General features: G+C 64.1%; 18 protein-coding genes. 4 read left to right on the forward strand and 14 right to left on the reverse strand.

The window, feature by feature from the left end:
• Nucleotide 1 precedes the first annotated feature (1 nt).
• From trmB to thiS, 3 genes are read right to left on the reverse strand one after another with little or no spacing between them, the layout of a single operon-like run.
• A complete protein-coding gene (gene trmB, locus G471_RS0100660; protein ID WP_028993604.1) occupies nt 2-790 on the reverse strand; it encodes a tRNA (guanosine(46)-N7)-methyltransferase TrmB in 789 nt (262 codons plus the stop codon).
• The gene (locus G471_RS0100665; RefSeq protein WP_028993605.1) at nt 787-1,569 is read right to left on the reverse strand and encodes a thiazole synthase; all 783 of its coding nucleotides are present in this window, start codon (nt 1,567-1,569) and stop codon (nt 787-789) included. The genes trmB and G471_RS0100665 overlap by 4 nt, the downstream gene beginning before the upstream one ends.
• A gap of 13 nt (nt 1,570-1,582) precedes the next feature.
• Entirely contained in the window at nt 1,583-1,786 is a 204-nt protein-coding gene (gene thiS / locus G471_RS0100670) for a sulfur carrier protein ThiS (protein ID WP_028993606.1), read from the reverse strand.
• Between the two features lie 85 nt (nt 1,787-1,871).
• On the opposite strand from thiS, the gene G471_RS16295 reads away from it, so the two are divergent.
• Entirely contained in the window at nt 1,872-2,069 is a 198-nt protein-coding gene (locus tag G471_RS16295; RefSeq protein ID WP_043420564.1) for a hypothetical protein, read from the forward strand.
• Between the two features lies 1 nt (nt 2,070).
• Here G471_RS16295 and G471_RS0100680 read toward each other — a convergent pair whose 3' ends face one another.
• The 6 genes from G471_RS0100680 to G471_RS0100705 are packed head-to-tail and all read right to left on the reverse strand — an operon-like array spanning nt 2,071 to nt 7,932.
• Entirely contained in the window at nt 2,071-2,844 is a 774-nt protein-coding gene (locus G471_RS0100680) for an SDR family oxidoreductase (RefSeq protein ID WP_028993607.1), read from the reverse strand.
• Nucleotides 2,845-3,489 (reverse strand): thiol:disulfide interchange protein DsbA/DsbL, encoded by a 645-nt coding sequence (locus tag G471_RS0100685; protein WP_028993608.1) that lies wholly within the window; start codon nt 3,487-3,489, stop codon nt 2,845-2,847.
• Nucleotides 3,490-3,500: 11 nt separating this feature from the next.
• Complete coding sequence (locus G471_RS0100690) at nt 3,501-4,097, reverse strand: SPOR domain-containing protein (protein WP_028993609.1); 597 nt, start codon at nt 4,095-4,097, stop codon at nt 3,501-3,503.
• Between the two features lie 8 nt (nt 4,098-4,105).
• Nucleotides 4,106-5,869 (reverse strand): arginine--tRNA ligase, encoded by a 1,764-nt coding sequence (gene argS / locus G471_RS0100695; protein ID WP_028993610.1) that lies wholly within the window; start codon nt 5,867-5,869, stop codon nt 4,106-4,108.
• 31 nt (nt 5,870-5,900) lie between these two features.
• The gene (locus G471_RS0100700; protein WP_028993611.1) at nt 5,901-6,422 is read right to left on the reverse strand and encodes a DNA-deoxyinosine glycosylase; all 522 of its coding nucleotides are present in this window, start codon (nt 6,420-6,422) and stop codon (nt 5,901-5,903) included.
• Nucleotides 6,423-6,432: 10 nt separating this feature from the next.
• Nucleotides 6,433-7,932 (reverse strand): GGDEF domain-containing protein, encoded by a 1,500-nt coding sequence (locus G471_RS0100705; RefSeq protein WP_028993612.1) that lies wholly within the window; start codon nt 7,930-7,932, stop codon nt 6,433-6,435.
• Between the two features lie 187 nt (nt 7,933-8,119).
• Between G471_RS0100705 and ubiB the strand changes: the two genes are divergently transcribed.
• Together ubiB and G471_RS0100715 are read left to right on the forward strand one after the other, a co-directional pair.
• Nucleotides 8,120-9,640 carry a ubiquinone biosynthesis regulatory protein kinase UbiB gene (gene ubiB, locus G471_RS0100710; RefSeq protein WP_028993613.1) on the forward strand — a complete coding sequence of 507 codons (1,521 nt, stop codon included), beginning with the start codon at nt 8,120-8,122 and terminating at the stop codon, nt 9,638-9,640.
• The gene (locus tag G471_RS0100715) at nt 9,640-12,921 is read left to right on the forward strand and encodes a DEAD/DEAH box helicase (RefSeq protein WP_051295191.1); all 3,282 of its coding nucleotides are present in this window, start codon (nt 9,640-9,642) and stop codon (nt 12,919-12,921) included. The genes ubiB and G471_RS0100715 overlap by 1 nt, the downstream gene beginning before the upstream one ends.
• 6 nt (nt 12,922-12,927) lie before the next feature.
• On the opposite strand, the gene G471_RS0100720 is transcribed toward G471_RS0100715, so the two are convergent.
• The gene (locus tag G471_RS0100720) at nt 12,928-13,428 is read right to left on the reverse strand and encodes a CinA family protein (protein WP_028993615.1); all 501 of its coding nucleotides are present in this window, start codon (nt 13,426-13,428) and stop codon (nt 12,928-12,930) included.
• A gap of 215 nt (nt 13,429-13,643) precedes the next feature.
• Between G471_RS0100720 and G471_RS0100725 the strand changes: the two genes are divergently transcribed.
• Nucleotides 13,644-14,093: a c-type cytochrome gene (locus G471_RS0100725; protein WP_028993616.1), complete on the forward strand. Its 450-nt coding sequence runs from the start codon at nt 13,644-13,646 to the stop codon at nt 14,091-14,093.
• 48 nt (nt 14,094-14,141) lie between these two features.
• Here the strand turns inward: G471_RS0100725 and G471_RS0100730 are convergent, their stop codons facing one another.
• The 4 genes from G471_RS0100730 to G471_RS0100745 all read right to left on the reverse strand — a co-directional run bounded on the left by G471_RS0100730 (nt 14,142) and on the right by G471_RS0100745 (nt 18,456).
• Nucleotides 14,142-16,130: a UvrD-helicase domain-containing protein gene (locus G471_RS0100730; RefSeq protein ID WP_028993617.1), complete on the reverse strand. Its 1,989-nt coding sequence runs from the start codon at nt 16,128-16,130 to the stop codon at nt 14,142-14,144.
• A 104-nt stretch (nt 16,131-16,234) separates the two neighbouring features.
• On the reverse strand, nt 16,235-16,552 hold the full coding sequence (locus G471_RS0100735) for a hypothetical protein (RefSeq protein ID WP_028993618.1): 318 nt from the start codon (nt 16,550-16,552) through the stop codon (nt 16,235-16,237).
• A gap of 60 nt (nt 16,553-16,612) precedes the next feature.
• Nucleotides 16,613-17,302 (reverse strand): DUF4197 domain-containing protein, encoded by a 690-nt coding sequence (locus G471_RS0100740; RefSeq protein ID WP_043420567.1) that lies wholly within the window; start codon nt 17,300-17,302, stop codon nt 16,613-16,615.
• 17 nt (nt 17,303-17,319) lie between these two features.
• Complete coding sequence (locus G471_RS0100745; RefSeq protein ID WP_028993620.1) at nt 17,320-18,456, reverse strand: PilT/PilU family type 4a pilus ATPase; 1,137 nt, start codon at nt 18,454-18,456, stop codon at nt 17,320-17,322.
• Nucleotides 18,457-18,466: the final 10 nt, after the last annotated feature.

Raw genomic sequence — 18,466 nt, forward strand, 5'->3', positions numbered from 1 at the left:
GTCAGCGTTTCCTGAATACGAGATCCCAGACACCGTGGCCCAAACGCAGGCCGCGGTTCTCGAATTTGGTCAGCGGCCGGTATTCCGGACGCGGGGCGAAGCCGGCCAGGCCGGCGGCGGAATCGGCTTCCAGCGCGGCCGCCAGCGCCTCGGGCGCGGGATTGGCGACGCTGTTGTCCAGGCTGGGCTCGCGACCGAGCACGTCGAGCATCTGCAGCGCGTAGTTTTCCCAGTCGGTGGCGCAGTGGATGTAACCGCCCGGCTTCAGGCGCGAGGCGAGCAGCGCGACGAAAGGCGGCTGGATCAGCCGGCGCTTCTTGTGCCGCGTCTTGTGCCAGGGATCGGGGAAGAAGATGTGGATGCCGTCGAGCGAACCTTCGGCGAGCATGTCGCGCACCACTTCGACCGCGTCGTGGTTGCCGATGCGCAGGTTGCTCAGGTTCTTCTCGGCAATCAGCTTGCACAGCGCGCCGACGCCGGGAACATGGACTTCCAGACCGAAGTAATCGTTTTCCGGGTGGGCCTCGGCGATGCGCGCCGTGGTTTCGCCCATGCCGCAGCCGATTTCCAGGATCTTCGACGCGTTGCGGCCGAACACCGCCGTCAGGTCGATGTTTTCCGGCTGGTAGGCAATGCCGATCTTGGGCAGCATCGTCTCGTAGTAGCGCTGCTGCGCTTCCGACATGCGGCCGGCGCGGCGGACGAAGCTCTTGATGTGGCCGTGGCGGCCGGCGGTGTATTCGCCTTCCTCGCCTTCGGCGGCGGGGTGGATCAGCAGGTCGTCGCTCATGAACCGATCAGTCCGGTGGTCGGCGACGAGGGGTCGGCCGAGTAGTATTTGCGGGCCATGCGGCCGGCCAGGAAAGCCTCGCGGCCGGCTTCGATGCCCTTCTTCATGGCGCTGGCCATCAGCACCGGGTTCTTGGCGTGGGCGATGGCGGTGTTCATCAGCACGCCGTCGCAGCCGAGTTCCATGGCAATGGTCGCGTCCGAGGCGGTGCCGACACCGGCATCGACGATGATCGGCACCTTGGCGTTGTCGATGATCAGGCGCAGGTTCCACGGGTTCACGATACCCATGCCGGAACCGATCAGCGAGGCCAGCGGCATCACCGCAACGCAGCCGATCTCTTCGAGCATCTTGCACTGGATCGGATCGTCGGCGCAGTAGACCATGACTTCGAAACCTTCCTTGACCAGCGTCTCGGCGGCCTTCAGCGTTTCCGGCATGTTCGGGAAGAGGTTGGTCGGGTCGCCGAGGACTTCCAGCTTGCACAGCGGATGCCCGTCGAGCAGTTCGCGCGCCAGGCGCAGCGTGCGCACGGCATCGTCGGCCGTGTAGCAGCCGGCGGTATTGGGCAGGATGGTGAATTGCGATGGCGGCACGGCGTCGAGCAGGCTGGGCTGGCTGGCGTCCTGGCCGATATTCACGCGGCGCACGGCGACGGTGACGATCTCGGCGCCGGAAGCGTCAATGGCCGCGCGGGTCTCGGCGAAATCCTTGTACTTGCCGGTGCCGACCAGTAAACGGGAACGGTACGCCTTGCCGGCGATGGTCAGTTGATGCATGGAATACTCCCTTTCAGCCGCCACCGACGGCGACGACGATTTCGAGTTGATCGCCCGACACCAGCGGCGTTGCCGCATGCTGGCTCTTGGGAACGATTTCGCCGTTTCTCTCGACGGCGATGCGCTTGCCCGCGTAGCCCAGTTGCTCGATCAGGCCGGCAACGGTCAGCGGGTCGGGAAATTGGCGGTTTTCGCCATTGATTTTGAGTTCGAGCATGGCGGGCATTTTAACAGGACTGTCTGACTGGGATTCGGCGGCAAATTGTCTATACTGATTTCATAACACCAACCCGGAGACTGCCATGTCCATCTTTGACGCCCCCATCGCCCGTTGCGAAGCCGTTCGTGAAATGGTGCTGACCGACGAAACCCAAATTGAATGCGCACGCGAACACGAATGCCCGCCCGGTCGCGACTGTCCGCTCGACGGCTGCTTCGCCACACAGAGCGGGGTCAGCGAGGCAGCGAGCGACACCCTGCTGCAGCGGACTGCGCACTGAATCAGTCACGCAGCAAGCCGCGCGGCTTGCGCGGGGCAGCGACGAAAAGACGGTCATACAGCCAATTCGGCAGCAGGCGCAGCAGCTTGGCGACGACACCCATCGGCCACGGAATCACCGTGTACGAGACGCCGCGTGCGATGGCCGCGGCGAAGCGCCGGGCCGCTTCCGGCGCCGGCAGCAGGAAGGGCATCTGATAGGGATTGACCGCCGTCATCGGCGTCTCGATGTAGCCGGGCGCAATGGTCACGACCTTGATGCCCTGCGGGCGCATTTCCAGGCGCAGGCTCTCGAGGTAGGCAATTGCCGCCGCCTTCGACGCCGAGTAGGCTTCCGCCCCCGGCAGACCACGAATGCCGGCGACCGAGGCAATGCCGCACAGCCGCCGCTCGCCACCGGCGGCCTTCATGGCCGGGATGAACGGCGCAAAGGTGGCAGCCATGCCGAAGACGTTGATGTCCATGACCCGGCGGAAAACCGCCAGGTCTTCCTCGCACTCGGTCAGCGTACCGGCCGACACGCCGGCGTTGGCGATGACGATGTCGGGCGCGCCGAAACGGGCGATGAAATCGCTGGCCGCTGCGTGCAGCGCCGCCGCATCGGTGACGTCAAGCGGATAGCAGGCGTGTCCGCCGCCGAGGCGTTCATTCAGCGCCGACAGACAATCCGGGCGGCGCGCGGCGAGGCCGAGCTGGGCGCCGTTTTCCGCATAGTAAACGGCAAGCGCCTCGCCGATACCCGACGAGGCGCCCGTAATGAAGACTTTCAGCGTCAATTACTTCTTGCCGGCTTTCTCGCTGCGCACCCGGGCGATCAGCTTGTCGGCCACGGCCAGTTGCTGCTCGAACTGCAGGGTCGCGATCAGGAACTTGCCATCGACAGCCATCGCCGGCACGCCTTCGATCTTGAAGCCAGCTGCCATCTGGTCGCCACGGCGCACCTTGCTCTGGACACCGAAGGAACCGAAGGCATCGGTGAATTTCTTGCGATCGACACCGCGCGCAGCCACCCATCCGGCTGCGGTCTTTTCGTCAAACAGGTTGGTGCGTTCCTGGTGAATGGCCTTGAACACGTCGGCTTCCAGGCGCTTCAGATCACCGGTGATCTCGAGTGCGTAGTAGAGCTTGGCGGCGTTACCCCAGGCGGCACGGCCAAAGCTGACCGGCACTTTCTTGAGCACTACATCAGCCGGCAGACCGGCGGCCCAGAGATTGAGCAGCGGGTTGAAATCGGCACAGTGCGGGCAGCCATAGCTGAAGAATTCGACGACTTCGATCTTGGCGGCATCGTCGGTGGGCTGCACCGGATTGATCATGACGAAGTCGCGACCCGCAGTCTGCGCGGCCAGCGGGCCGGCAACACTGAGGGTGGCGCCCATGGCGATGGCGGAAGTGACGAAACGTCGACGGCTGAATTCCATACCTGACTCCTTTATTTGGACAATTGGGCTTCGATGCCGGATTTGGCAAGATCGGAGCGTACTTTGTTCAATTCATCGAGCTTGTAATAGGGACCGATGCGGACACGGTAGAGCGTCTTGTCCTCGATCATGACCTGCTGCACCGACGACTGGATGCCCATGAAGGCCAGCTTGGCCTTCTGGTTGTCGGCATCCTGCGCCGTGCTGAACGAACCGGCCTGCAGAAACAGGGGAACCCGGCTTTCCTTGCTGCCTTCCTTGGCCGCTTCGGGCTTGGCGGTTTCGGGAACCACTGGCGCCGGCTCGACCTTGTCGGGCACGGCATCGGCCTTGCCCTGGAGGATGTCGTAAAACTGGAAACGCTTTTCCGGCACCGGATCGCCGGGCTTCCCAGGCAAGGCCAGCGGCTGGCCGGGCTGCGCCAGCGCCGGACGCTCGCCGCCCTGCACCTGGTTGTTGAACGGCAACGGCGCCTTGTTGATGTACCAGACGACCCCGGCGGCCAGGCAAACGCCGAGGACCAGGCCGATGAACATGCCGATCAGGGTGCCGCCGCCGGATTTTTTCTTCGCCGGCGGGCGTTTCGTGGATTTCATGTCGCGGGTCATGGTTTTCCTTACATCGATTCAGGCGCGCTGACGCCGAGAATCGCCAGGCCGTTGCGGATCACCTGGCGGACGGCGGCAGCCAGGGCGACGCGGGCATCGCGCAGGGCGGCATCGTCGACCAGCATGCGCTCGGCGTTGTACCAGCCATGGAATTCGCCGGCCAGATCCTTGAGGTAGAAGGCAATCATGTGTGGCGCCAGATCGCGGGCCGCAGTCTCGATCACTTCGCGGAACTGGCCGAGCTGGTTGGCAATCGCCAGTTCGCGCGGGTTGTTCAGCAAGGCCAGGTCGGCATCGGCCAGGCTGGCCAGATCGCCGGCCCACTGGTTGATCACCGAGCAGACGCGAGCGTGGGCGTACTGGATGTAGTACACCGGATTCTCGTTGGTCTGGCTCTTGGCCAGGTCGAGGTCGAAGTCGAGGTGCTGGTCGGACTTGCGCAGCGCGTAGAAGAAGCGGCAGGCGTCGTTGCCGACTTCGCCGCGCAATTCGCGCAGGGTGACGAATTCGCCGGAACGCGTCGACATCGAGGCTTTCTGGCCATTGCGATAGAGCACGGCGAACTGGACCAGCGCCACCTGCAGTTTGTCGCTGTCGAGGTCGAGCGCCTTGACGGCGCCGGTCACGCGCGGGATGTAGCCGTGGTGATCGGCACCCCAGATGTTGATGACCTTGTCGAAACCGCGTTCGAACTTGTTCAGGTGATAGGCGATGTCGGAGGCGAAGTAGGTGTACAGGCCGTTTTCGCGCTGGACGACGCGGTCCTTCTCGTCGCCGAAGGTGGTCGACTTGAACCAGCGGGCGCCGTTCTGCACGTAGAGGTGACCCTTCTTTTCCAGCAGGTCGACGCAGCGCGCGACCAGGCCGGTGTCGTAGAGCGCCTTCTCGGAGAACCAGACGTCGAAATGCACGCCGAACTGTTCGAGATCGTCGCGGCAGTCGGCCAGTTGTTCATTGAGCGCGTGCTGGTGCACGTATTCCCAGTCGGCACCGAGCAATTCCTTGGCCTTGGCGATCAGCGCGTCGAGATGCAGTTCGCGCTGCTGCTTGGCTTCGTCGTCGCTGCGCCCGGCTTCGGGCAGGCCCGGGGTGCCGGCCAGTACCGCGTCGGCGGTGCGCACGTACGTGTCGCCGTGGGCATTCTTCAACTGCGCCGCCATGTCGCGCACATAGCTGCCCTGGTAGGCGTTCGGCGGGAAGGGCACGACCATGTCGTGCTGTTCGAGATAGCGCAGCCAGGTCGACAGGCCGAGGATGTCCATCTGCCGGCCGGCGTCATTGACGTAGTATTCGCGGGTCACGTCCCAGCCGGCGAAGGTCAGCAGGCTGGACAGCGAGGCGCCGTAGGCGGCACCGCGACCGTGGCCGACGTGCAGCGGGCCGGTCGGGTTGGCCGAGACGAACTCGACCTGGACCTTCTGCCAGCCGCCGGCGGTCGAGCGGCCGAAGTTTTCCTTTTCGGCGAGCACGGCCTTGACCACATCGGTCTTGGTGCCGGCATCGAGACGGAAATTGATGAAGCCGGCGCCGGCCACTTCGGCGGCCGTGACCAGCCGCGACGGCGGCAGTTCGTTGACCAGTTGCTGGGCGATTTCACGCGGATTCTTCTTCAGGGCCTTGGCCAGCTGCATCGCTAGGTTGGTGGCGAAATCGCCGTGCGACGGGTCGCGCGGGCGTTCGAGCTGAATCGGCGTATCGGTTGCGGTCGGGGCTACGCTGGCCAGCGCCTGTTGCAACAGGGCGGTCAGTTGGGTCTTGACGTCTTGGGCCATTGATCTGCGGCTGAAAATAGCAAAAGCGCGATTATACGCCCTCGCCGCCCGTCAACGGCTTGAGGATCGCCGACCAGGCAGCGAGCTTGGCCGCCCGGTTGAGTGCGGCATGCGCCGGACTGGTCGACGGCAGGCGCTGCAGGCGCAGGCCGGTCGCCGCCAGCGCGGGCAGAACGTGACGGCGAAACGCCTGTTCGGCAGCGGCGCCGTTGAAGAACACATCGCGCACCCTGGGGTGTGCGGCGAAAAAACCCGGGAAATCGTTGGCACGCACACTGCCGGCAACGATGTCGGCGTCCAGGCTACCTTCACGCTCGCAGGCGGCGATCACGTCCCACAGGGCCACCCCGGCGGCCTGCAGGGCCTGCAAGCGGGCCGGATAGGGCAATTCCGGCGAGAAACCGAACAGTTCGCCGACGATGGGCCAGAAGGCGTTGTGCGGATGCGCGTAATAGCGGCCGGCATCGAGCGAGGCGCGACCGGGCATGCTGCCGAGGATCAGGATGCGGGCGCCGGGCGAGGCCACCGGCGGGAAACAGCAGACGTCGGCCATCGCGGCCGACTCAGGCGCCGATGACGCGGTTCTTGCCGGCGCGCTTGGCCTGGTACATCGCCAGGTCGGCACGGCGGATCGCATCGCTGCCGGATTCGCCTTCATCAAGCTGGGCGACGCCGGCACTGAAGGTGATCAGCACCTTGTCCTTACCAGACAGGAAGAAGGCCTTGGTCAGCTCGCGCTGCAGCCGGACCATGGCCTCGACGCCCTGCTCCAGCGAGGTATCGGGCATCAGGATGACGAATTCCTCGCCGCCGTAACGCGCCAGCGTGTCGGTCGGACGCATGCAGGCACGGGCGACCTTGGCCAGGTGAATCAGCGCGTTGTCGCCGGCTTCATGGCCGAGACGGTCGTTGAGCCGCTTGAAGTTGTCGATGTCGAGCAGGCTCAGCGATAGCGCCGAATTGCGCCGGCGCATCGCGGCAATCTCGCGCTCCAGCGCTTCGTCCAGGCCTTTGCGGTTGAGCGTGTCGGTCAGCGGGTCGTGACGGGCGAGCGAGCTCGCGCTGTCGAGTTCGCGGTGCAACTGGATCAGTTCGGCCTCGGTCGCCAGCACCTTGTCCTGCAGACCGCGCAACTGCTCCCGGGAAACTGCCGTTTCCTCGGCCATGGCCTGGGTCGCCGACACGACATCCTTGAGCAGGGGCGCCAGATCCTCGATCCGCGATATCTGCTCGATCTGTCGGGCGCTGTTCTCGATGCGCTCCTGAAATTGTGCACTGGAGGAATTCATCGTCCCCAGACGCTCGATGAAGGCCGCCAGCATCTGGCGCATTTCCTCCTGCGCCTCAACCGAACGCGCCCGCGCCCGGCTCTGCTTCTCCATGACATCGCGCAGGCGCCGCTCCATCTCGTCGAGGTGACGCAGGGTCAGCGGCGGCTCGACCGCCGCCAGCAGACCGTCGATCTGGCCCTTGAACCAGGTATCGTCAACACTGAGTTCGCCGATGTTCTGGATGATCAATTGCAGAAGCTTGAGCAGCGACTCGCGGATTTCGATCTGCTCTTCGACCGCACAGGGAACCAGCACGGCAAATTCGCGCAGGACCGTATCCAGCCGCGAGAATTCGCAGGGCGAGATGCGCAACACCGCGAGCAAGGCATCGACGGCCTCGGCAAAACGGACATCATCACGCCCGAAGGCCGGCAACATCGTCTCGAACAGGTGCAACAGGGCCTGCGTCGTCTCGTGCGGCAGATGCGTGGCTGACGCATTGGCGGCGCCGGCTGCGATGAAGCCCTGCAGGGCGTCCTGCACGCCTTGCCAGCTCCGCCCGGAAATCGCCGAATCGAGCCGGCTCAGTTGAGCGATCTGCGCATCACCACGCGGGGTAAGGGCCGCGGCCAGCTGGCGCAGGGGGGGCTCGGGAAACGGCGAGACATTGGGTAGATTGGCAATCTCGTTGTAGCACGCCTGGAAATTGGCAGGCGTCGGCGCCAGATGGCGCGATGCCAGCCGTTTCAGGGCTTCGCGAGCAATGACGGAAGGATTGCGTTGATCTGACATGGGCCGTTGTGTGCTTGGGGCGACGGACGCCGTTTGTATCCGCCATGAACTTGCAGCCAGTTTAGCTGAAACTGGCTGCCAATTTGCCAGTGAATCATCACTTGTACCGCCAGCGGCAGCGCAATATGTGCAGGCATGTTAACATCCTCGTTTGACCGAATTCCGGCCTGCATCCCGGCCTATCCCCATGCGCCTTTTCCGCCTGCTCAAGATCGCCACTGTCGCCAGCCGTTTCGGGCTGGATGAAATGGTGCTCGAGCACGAGCCCTCCGGCCGTCTGGTCCGCCTGGCCAACGCGCTGCAGTTCTGGCGCAACCTGTCGGCACCGCGCGCCGAACGCCTGCGCCTAGCGCTGGAAGCGCTCGGGCCGATTTTCGTCAAGTTCGGCCAGGTGTTGTCGACCCGGCGCGATCTGATGCCAACCGACATCGCCGACGAACTGGCCAGGCTGCAGGATCGCGTGCCGCCTTTCGACTCGGCGCTGGCCCTGAAGGAAATCGAAAAAGCCTACGGCCGCCCGGCCAGCGAGGTATTCGCCGAATTCGACCCGGTGCCGGTGGCCTCGGCGTCGATCGCCCAGGTCCATTTTGCGCGCCTGCACGACTGCGACGGCGGCCACGAAGTCGCCGTCAAGATCCTGCGCCCGAACATGCTCTCGGTCATCGAACACGACCTGGCGCTGATGGACAGCGGCGCCCTGCTGCTGGAAAAACTGTGGTCCGACGGCAAGCGCCTCAAGCCGCGCGAAGTGGTCGCCGAATTCGCCAAGTACCTGCGCGACGAACTCGACCTGATGCGCGAAGCCGCCAATGCCTCGCAGCTGCGCCGCAACTTCACCGACTCCGAATTGCTGATCGTTCCCGAAGTGCACTGGGATTTCTGCACGTCGACGGTGATGGTCATGGAACGCATGCGCGGCACGCCGATCTCGCAGATCGACAAGCTGCGCGCCGACGGCATCGACCTCTCGAAACTCTCCGCTGCCGGCGTCGAGATTTTCTTCACCCAGGTCTTCCGCGACGGCTTTTTCCACGCCGACATGCACCCCGGCAACATCTTCGTCCATGCCGACGGCCGTTACATCGCGCTTGATTTCGGCATCGTCGGCACCTTGACCGATTCCGACAAGAACTACCTGGCGCAGAACTTCCTCGCCTTCTTCCGCCGCGATTACAAGCGTGTCGCCGAAGCCCACATCGAATCCGGCTGGGCGCCCAAGGAAACACGGGTCGATGAATTCGAAGCCGCCATCCGCGCCGTCTGCGAACCGATCTTCGACCGGCCGCTCAAGGACATTTCCTTCGGCAAGGTGCTGCTGCGCCTGTTCCAGACCTCGCGCCGCTTCAACGTCGAGATCCAGCCGCAACTGGTGATGCTGCAGAAAACCCTGCTCAACATCGAAGGCCTCGGCCGCCAGCTCGATCCGGAACTCGACCTGTGGAAAACCGCCAAGCCCTTCCTTGAACGCTGGATGAGCGAGCAGGTCGGCTGGCGCGGCCTGATCAAGACCTTCAAACAGGAAGCGCCGTATCTGGCCCGCACCCTGCCGCAGTTGCCGCGCCTGGTGCACCAGGCACTCAGCACGCCGGCACAACCCAGCCTGCAGCCGCAGATGGAACAACTGGTCCGCGCCCGGCGCTGGCAAAACGTCTGGCTGGCGCTGATCGCCCTGCTGCTGGCCTTGCTGCTCGGCAGCCAGCACCTGTGATGCAGAACTACGACGAACTGACCGACAGCTTCAGCGAGGCGGACATCGCCGACTGGCTGGGCGACGCCGAGATCGCCAAGGGACGCCCCTATGTCGACCTGGTTCGCGACCTCAATGTCGAGCACGGCGAAATCCACGCCGAAGTGCCTGGATCGGCCCGCCGCCCCTACCGCGTTGAAGCACTGATCCGCGCCCAGGGGGACGACATGCAGCTGGTCGCCAGTTGCACCTGCCCGGTCGGCCACCACTGCAAGCACATCGCCGCGACCCTGCTCAAGGTGATCGAAACGCGCAACCCGAAAACCCGGGTCAGCGGCAGCGTGCTCTCCTGGGTCGAAGACCTGCGCCGGGCGTCGATCGCCGTGGCCAAGAAAAAGGCTCGTCCGGCCAGCGCCCGCCAGCAACTGTATTACATCCTCAAATGGACGCCTGACCGCCGACGCTTCGGCATCGAGTTGCGTAAAGGCAAATACCCGGAAAACGCCGAGGAATGGTGGAAGGTCGACCGCGCGCTGATCACCCCGCCGCAGTTCGTCACTGAAGAAGATCTCGGCATCCTCCGCCTGATCTGGGCCGAACGCGGCCACGACAGCGGCCTGCGCGCCTACGGGCTGGGGCCCAAGCACGGCGCTGAAATCCTCGAACGGATGGCCGCTACCAACCGCCTCTACCCGGAGGCTGATCTGGCACTGCCGCTGCACGCTGGCGACAGCCGCCCGGCCAGCGTCGGCTGGCAGATCGACAGCCAGGGTTTCCAGCGCCCCTACCTGAAGCCCGAGCCACCGACCGAACTGATCATCGCCGTCGATCCGCCGTGGTACGTGGACCTGACCGAGGGCGAAACCGGGCCGCTGACGGTGACCGGCAACCCCGGGGTGGTCAATCGCCTGTTCAGCCTGCCGCCGCTGTCGGCCAAGGAAGCTGCAGTTGTCGCCGACGCACTGTCGGAACTGGCGCCCGAATTGCCGCTGCCGGCCGAAGATGCCAGCGCCCGCCTGCGCCTGATCGAAACCCCGCTACAGCCGGTCCTGCAACTGGAAACCCTGCACACGCACGGCCACCGCCCCTGGCGCCACTACCCCTACAGCTTCAGCGGCGGCCCCTTCGACGTGGCCCACGTGATCTTCCGCTACGGCGACGCCGATCTGCGCCCCGACGAAAAGAACGAGTTCGTCACCCTGCCCGAAGGCGAAACCGTCCGCGTCAAACGCCGCCCGGAAGACGAAGCCCGGGTCATGGCCAGCCTCGCGCAAAGCGGCCTGCAGAAGATTCCGGCGAACACGCTCAACACTTTCGGCAGCCCACCCGAAGGCATTCACGGCCTGGCCGACGAAGCCGCCTGGCCGGACTTCATGCAGCACCAGCTGCCGCTGCTGCGCGAAGCCGGCTGGCAGATCGAATTCCCCGACGATTTCCGCCACCACGTGGTCGAAGTCGACGCCTGGGATGCCGAACTGATCGAAGCCGACGACGGCTGGTTCAACCTCGACATGGGTATCCTCGTCGAAGGCGAGCGCCTGCCGCTGGCGCCCCTGCTGTCCACGCTGTTCCGGCGCGACCCGCGCTGGCTGGAAAGCTACGAACTGTCGCGCATCCCGGACAGCGAAAGGATCGAACTGCTGACCCCGGCTGGCAAGCGCCTGCGCGTCCCGGCCGGCCGCATCAAACCGCTGGCATCGACGCTGATCGACCTGTTCGACGGTTTCAGCGGTGGCCCGACCTTGCGCCTGTCGCGTTTCGACGCGCCGCGCCTGGCCGAGTTGAGCGACACCAGCCGCTGGGAATTCCGCGGCCAGAATGACGTCATGGCCCTGGCCGAGCGTCTGCAGGCCGCCCAGGGCATCGTCGACATCCAGCCGCCGGCCGGCCTGTGCCTGGACTTGCGCCCCTACCAGAAGGAAGGCCTGGCCTGGCTGCAGTTCCTGCGCGAGCAGAAATTGTGCGGCATCCTGGCCGACGACATGGGTCTGGGCAAGACTGCACAGACCCTGGCCCACCTGCTGCTGGAAAAGGAACAGGGGCGTCTCGACAAACCGGCCCTGGTGATCCTGCCGACCTCGCTGATCTTCAACTGGAAGAGCGAAGCCGCGCGTTTCGCGCCCAGTCTGCGCGTGCTCTCGCTGCATGGTCCGGAACGCAAGCAGCGCTTCGCCGAGATCGACAGCCACGACGTCGTCCTGACCACCTACCCGCTGCTCTGGCGCGACGCCGACGAACTGATGCAGCACAGCTACCACCTGCTCATCCTCGACGAAGCGCAGACGGTCAAGAACGCCCAGAGCCGCAGCGCCGAAGCGGTACGCAAGATCGACGCGCGGCATCGCCTGTGCCTGACCGGCACGCCGCTGGAAAACCACCTCGGCGAATTGTGGAGCCAGTTCGATTTCCTGCTCCCGGGCTTCCTCGGCAGCAGCAAGCAGTTCACCCGCCACTGGCGCACGCCGATCGAGAAGCAGGCTGACACCGACCGCCGCGACCTGCTGGCCCGCCGCATCCGCCCCTTCATCCTGCGCCGCAAGAAGGAAGACGTCGCCCGCGAATTGCCGCCGAAGACGGTCATCGTGCGCAGCGTCGAACTGGAAGGCGGCCAGCGCGACCTTTACGAAACGGTGCGTGCGGCGATGGACGCCAAGGTTCGCGACGAGATCGCCCAGCGCGGCTTCGCGCGCAGCCAGATCGTCATCCTCGACGCCCTGCTCAAGCTCCGCCAGGTCTGCTGCGACCCGCGCCTGGTCAAGGCCAGCTCGGCACGCAAGGTCAGCGAACGGGCCAAGCTCGACCTGCTCATGGCCATGCTCCCCGAACTGGTGGACGAAGGCCGGCGCATCCTGGTCTTCTCGCAATTCACCAGCATGCTCACCCTGATCGAACAGGAACTCGACGCCGCCGGCCTGGGCTACGCCAAGCTGACCGGCGACACCGTCGACCGCGAAACGCCGATCCGGCGTTTCCAGGAAGGCGAAGTCCCGATCTTCCTGATCAGTCTGAAGGCGGGCGGCGTCGGTCTCAACCTGACCGCCGCCGACACCGTGATCCACTACGACCCGTGGTGGAACCCGGCCGTCGAGAACCAGGCCACCGACCGTGCCCACCGCCTCGGCCAGGACAAGCCGGTATTCGTCTACAAGCTGATCGTCAGCGGCAGTATCGAGGAAAAGATACTGGCCCTGCAGGAGCGCAAAGCCGAACTGGCGGCCGGCATCCTGTCCGAGGATCATCAGGTCGACGTCAAGTTCGGCGACGACGACCTGGCCGCCCTGTTCGAGCCGCTGCCGGGCTGAACGCCCTTACGCCAGTGCCGGCTGCCCTTCGATCAGGGAGATCAGCCCGGCCAGCGCATGACGCACCGATTGCTCGCGCACGGCAGCCCGATCGCCGCTAAATTGACAGGTCGTGGCAATACAGCCGGCTTGCCGTCCGGCCCAGGCAAAACAGACTATACCCACCGGCTTCTCCGGCGAGCCGCCGCTCGGGCCGGCAATGCCGGTGATCGACACCGACCAGTCGCCCAGACTGTGGGCCAGCACGCCCTGGGCCATTGCCCGGGCGACCGCTTCGGAAACTGCACCATGGCGGACCAGCGTCGTTTCAGGCACGCCCAGCATGTCGCGCTTGGCGGCGTTCGAATAAGTGACGAAACCGCGATCGAACCAGGCGGAACTACCAGCCACCGCCGTCAGCGTCTGCGCCACCCAGCCACCGGTACACGACTCAGCCACCGCCAGGCATTCGCCCCGGCTTTCCAGAAGACGGCCCAGGCGAGCGGCAATGGCTTCGAGTTCATTCATGGCTCAATCCTAACAATTGGTTACAGAAGCGCTACCAAAGGGCGACAGACCCGGTGGCTGCAAAATCATAAACTGCAAGGGCATTGAACCCCTCCTCTCGAATTCCCCCCATTCGAGAATTTGCACCCCGCCGATGGCGGGGTTTTTTTTGCGCGTAATCATACGTCAGCCGTTATAATTTCGGCTTTGTCCTTTTTGCAAACGGGGTCTTCAGCATGGCCGAGCAACATTCTTCCAAAAGCATCATGTGGGCGATCATCATCGTCGCCGCAGTCCTGATCGCGATCATCTATCCGCTGACCAACAAGTCCTTCGAATCTGCCGCGAACAACAACGCTGGCGCTGACGAAGCCGAACTGCGCATCCAGCCGGTTGCCCGTTTCCAACTGGCCAAGGCTGAAGTCGCCGAAGCTGGCGGCGCGCCGAAGGATGGCCCGACCGTGTACAACAGCGTCTGCGGCGCCTGCCACAACACCGGCGCTGCCGGCGCACCGAAGATCGACGCCAAGGGTGACTGGACTGCCCGCCTCGGCGCCGGCAATGCCGCCCTCTACGCTTCCGTGATCAACGGCAAGGGCGCGATGCCGCCGAAGGGTGGTGCGGCCAAGCTGTCCGAGGACGAAATCAAGGGTGCCGTCGATTACATCCTGAGCAAGGTCAAGTAAGCCGCAAGACCAGCAATTTCGAAAAAGGGAGGCCACAGCCTCCCTTTTTCATTTCTTGGCGGCCAGCAAGGCCTTCATCGCGTCGAGGCGGGCGCTGCCGGTCGCCCTGTCGGGTATCGCCGCCTGCTTGCCACCGGAAAACCTCACGTCTTCCTGGCCCATCTCGGCGATGAAGCGCGACGGCTCGCAGGGAATCATTTCACGCGCCTGTTTGCGCTTCTCGCAGTAACTGATGTGCAGCGAGCGCTGGGCGCGCGTGATGCCGACGTACATCAGCCGACGCTCTTCCTGCAGTTTGGCCGGGTCCAGCGACTCGCGGTGGGGCAGGATGCCTTCCTCGACGCCGACCAGGAAGACATGCTTGTACTCCAGCCCCTTGGCGGCATGCAGCGTCGATAGCTGAACGGCGTCGACCTCGTCGCTGTTCTGCTTTTCCAGCATGTTGATCAGGGCGATGCTCTGCACCAGGTCGATCAGCGTCTTGCCGTCTTCCTCGCCCTTCTTGTTGATCCACTCGGCGAATTCGCCGACATTGGCCCAGCGCGATTGCGCCGTGCGCTGCTCTTCGGTGTCGTAGAGATAGGTCTCGTAATCGATCGCCTTGAGCAGGTCGGGCAGTACCTGCTGCGCCGGCTCGCGGCTTGCCCGCGCCTGCATGCGGTTGATGAACTGGCAGAATTCGAGCAGGGGTTCGAGTTGCCGGGCCTGCACGCGGTGGGCAAAGCCTTCCTCGAAGGCCGCATGAAACAGCGAAACGTGGCGCTCGCCGGCGTATTGTCCGAGCACCTGCAGGGTCGCCGCGCCGATGCCGCGCCGGGGCGTGGTCGCCGCACGAATGAAGGCCGGATCGTCGTCCTCGTTGGACAGCAGGCGCAGATAGCTGGTCAGATCCTTGATTTCGGCCTTGTCGAAGAAGGATTGGCCGCCGGACAGCAGATAGGGAATCTTCTGGTTGCGCAGTTGCGTTTCGAGCAGGCGGGCCTGGTGATTCGAGCGGTAGAGGATGGCGTAGTCGCGGAATTTGCCGCGATGCTCGAAGCGATGGGCCTGCAGCTTCATGACCACGCTCTCGGCCTCGGCCTCATTATCCTTGCTGGCAGTGACGTAGATTGGGTCGCCGTGACCGAGTTCCGACCACAGGGTCTTGTCGAACAGTTTCTCGTTGTGCGAGATGACGTTGTTGGCGGCCTTCAGGATACGGACGGTCGAGCGGTAATTCTGCTCGAGCTTGATCACCTTGAGCGCCGGGAATTCGTTGGGCAGTTTCTTCAGGTTGTCGATGTCGGCGCCGCGCCAGCCGTAGATCGCCTGGTCGTCGTCGCCCACCGCGGTGAATTGGGCGCGGACGCCGGTCAGCAGCTTGAGCAACTGGTACTGGCAGGCATTGGTGTCCTGGTATTCATCGACCAGCAGGTAGCGCAGGCGGTTCTGCCACTTCTCGGCGATCTGCGGATGCTCGCTGAACAGTTTGACCGGCAGGCCGATCAGATCGTCGAAATCGACCGCCTGGTAGGCTTTCAGCGTCGCCTCGTAGCTCAGGTAGGCAGCGGCGGCGAGCGCTTCGTGCTCGTTGGCGACGAGGAGGCGGGCGGCCTCGGGCGTGATCAGCGCATTCTTCCAGTTGGAAATGATCGACTGCAGCCGGCGCAGCGTCGCCTTGTCCACCGTCTTGGCGCAATCGCCGATGATGCCGGCGCAATCGGCGGAATCAAAAATGGAAAAGCGCGGCTTGTAGCCGAGCGCCTTCGCTTCCTCGCGCAGGATGCGCACGCCCAGCGAGTGAAAGGTCGAAATCTGCAATTCGTTGGCGATCGACGACGACATCAGCTTGCCGACGCGCTCCTGCATTTCCTTCGCCGCCTTGTTGGTGAAGGTGATGGCGGCAATGTTGCGCGGCTGGAAGCCGCAGTCCTGGACCAGGTAGGCGATTTTCTGCGTGATCACGCGCGTCTTGCCCGAACCGGCGCCGGCGAGGACAAGCAGGGGACCGTCGAGGTAATGGATCGCTTCGCGTTGCTGGGGATTGAGGCCGGACATGGCGCCAGGACTCCTGGTACGGGATGACAAGGGGTCGAAGTCGTGCCGGACAGGCAAGCTTCGACGCGGCTGCGCATTTTACCGCATGCACCGGCAGGGCCGGCTCAGACCGTCTCGTCGATTTTTCCCGGACGCTTGCCGCGGGTGTTCATGTTCAGCAGCAACAGGCCCAGCGGACCCAGGCCAGCCAGTTGCCCGGCCAGTCTTTCCGCGTCCTGACGACGCCGTTCGACGCCCTGATAGGGACCGACACTGCGCGGATCAACCTCGGCCATGTCCTGCTGCAGGGAGCGTTCGCGGTCGTTGCTGGCACCTTCCATCGCCTCGACCCGGCGGACTGCATGCGCCTGGGCCAGCAATGCCCGTTCCGCCGCTTCCGGCGAATGGCGCTGCGTGGTCGAAATCAGGCGTGAGGTTTTCATGATCGGGCTCCTGACCCGATCTACGGCATCCTGGCCGGAAACTTGAATCTCGACAGCAACTTAGAGTGCGCCAAACACCTTCTTCAGGATCGCGCTGCCCGCCGCGACCGGGTTGGCGCGCAGTTTGCGTTCTTCTTCGGCGATCATCAGGAAGAGACCATCCATGGCCTTCTGCGTGACGTAGTTGTCGATATCGGCGTCCTTCTTGTCGACCAGGCCGAAACTCGCCGCCTTGCCGGCGAACTTGTTGTACTGGTCGGCCAGCTGCAGCTTGCTGGTCGCCGACTTGACGATCGGCAGGAACTTGACCGCCAGTTGCTCGCTCGACGAGCGGCGGAAATATTCGGTCACGCTGTCGTCACCGCCGGTCAGGATGGCCTTGGCGTCCTGCAGGGTCATCCGCTTGATGGAATCGGAGAGGATGGGCATGGCCTGGGCCACGGCATTTTCTGCGGCGTGGTTCATGGTCTCGACCAGTTGGTCGGCCTGCTTGCCCATGCCGAACATGCGCAGCCCGGATTCGGCCTTTTCCAGGTAGCCCGGCAGGGGAATCTTGACCTTGCTGTTGGCCAGAAAACCATTTTTCTGGCCCAGCGAGCCAACCGCATACTCGGCCCCCTTGGCCAGCGCCTGACGCACCCCGGTACCGGCATCGGCATTGGAAATGCTGTCGAGGCCGGCGGCCTGCACCAGCCCGGTCGACAGGAAAAAACCGAGTGCAAAGGCAAGACGGCGAACGATGGGGGACATGATGAATCTCCAGCAGGTCAGACGATATCGAGATGCCCGATGCCCTGGGTCAGGTCGCGATCCTTGGATTCCTTGCCGTGCAACTTGATCTGGAGGCGCAGGTCGTTGAGCGAGTCGGCGTTGCGCAGGGCATCCTCGTAGCTGATCTTGCCGGCGTCGTAGAGGTCGAACAAGGCCTGGTCGAAGGTCTGCATGCCGAGTTCGCGCGACTTCTTCATGATTTCCTTGATCTCCTGGACCTCGCCGCGGAAGATCAGGTCGGAAATCAGCGGCGAGTTGAGCATCACCTCGACCGCGGCAACCCGGCCTTTGCCGTCCTTCTTCGGCAGCAGGCGCTGCGAAACCATTGCCCGCACATTCAGCGACAGGTCCATCAGCAGTTGCTGACGGCGCTCTTCGGGGAAGAAGTTGATGATCCGGTCGATCGCCTGGTTGGTGCTGTTGGCGTGCAGTGTCGCCAGCGCCAGATGGCCGGTCTCGGCGAAGGCGATGGCGTAGTCCATGGTGTCGCGGTCGCGGATTTCGCCCATCAGGATGACGTCCGGCGCCTGGCGCAGGGTGTTCTTCAGCGCCGGGCCCCAGTCGTCGGTATCCACGCCGACTTCGCGCTGGGTGACGATGCAGTTCTTGTGCTCATGCACGTATTCGATCGGGTCCTCGATCGTGATGATGTGGCCGTAGCTGTTCTCGTTGCGGTAATCGACCAACGCCGCCAACGAGGTCGTCTTGCCGGTACCGGTACCGCCGACAAAGATGATCAGGCCGCGCTTGGTCATCGCCAGGTCCTTGACCACCGCTGGCAGGCCAAGATCGTCCAAGGTCGGGATGGTCATGTTGATGGTCCGGCAGACAACCGCGACGCGCCCCTGCTGAACCAGCGCATTGACGCGGAAACGGCCGATGCCGGTCGGCGAGATGGCGAAGTTGCATTCGCGCGTCGACTCGAATTCGGCGGCCTGCCGGTCGTTCATGATCGAACGGGCGAGTTCGGCCGTGTGCTGCGATGTCAGCACCTGGTTGGAGACCGGCGTGATCTTGCCGTCGATCTTGATGGCCGGCGGAAAGCCGGAGGTGATGAACAAGTCCGAACCACGCTTCTGCGCCATCAGGCGCAGAAGATCGTGCATGAATTTCATTGCCTGATCGCGTTCCATTTATTCCCCC

The organism is Azonexus hydrophilus DSM 23864 (assembly GCF_000429605.1).
GTDB lineage: Bacteria > Pseudomonadota > Gammaproteobacteria > Burkholderiales > Rhodocyclaceae > Azonexus > Azonexus hydrophilus.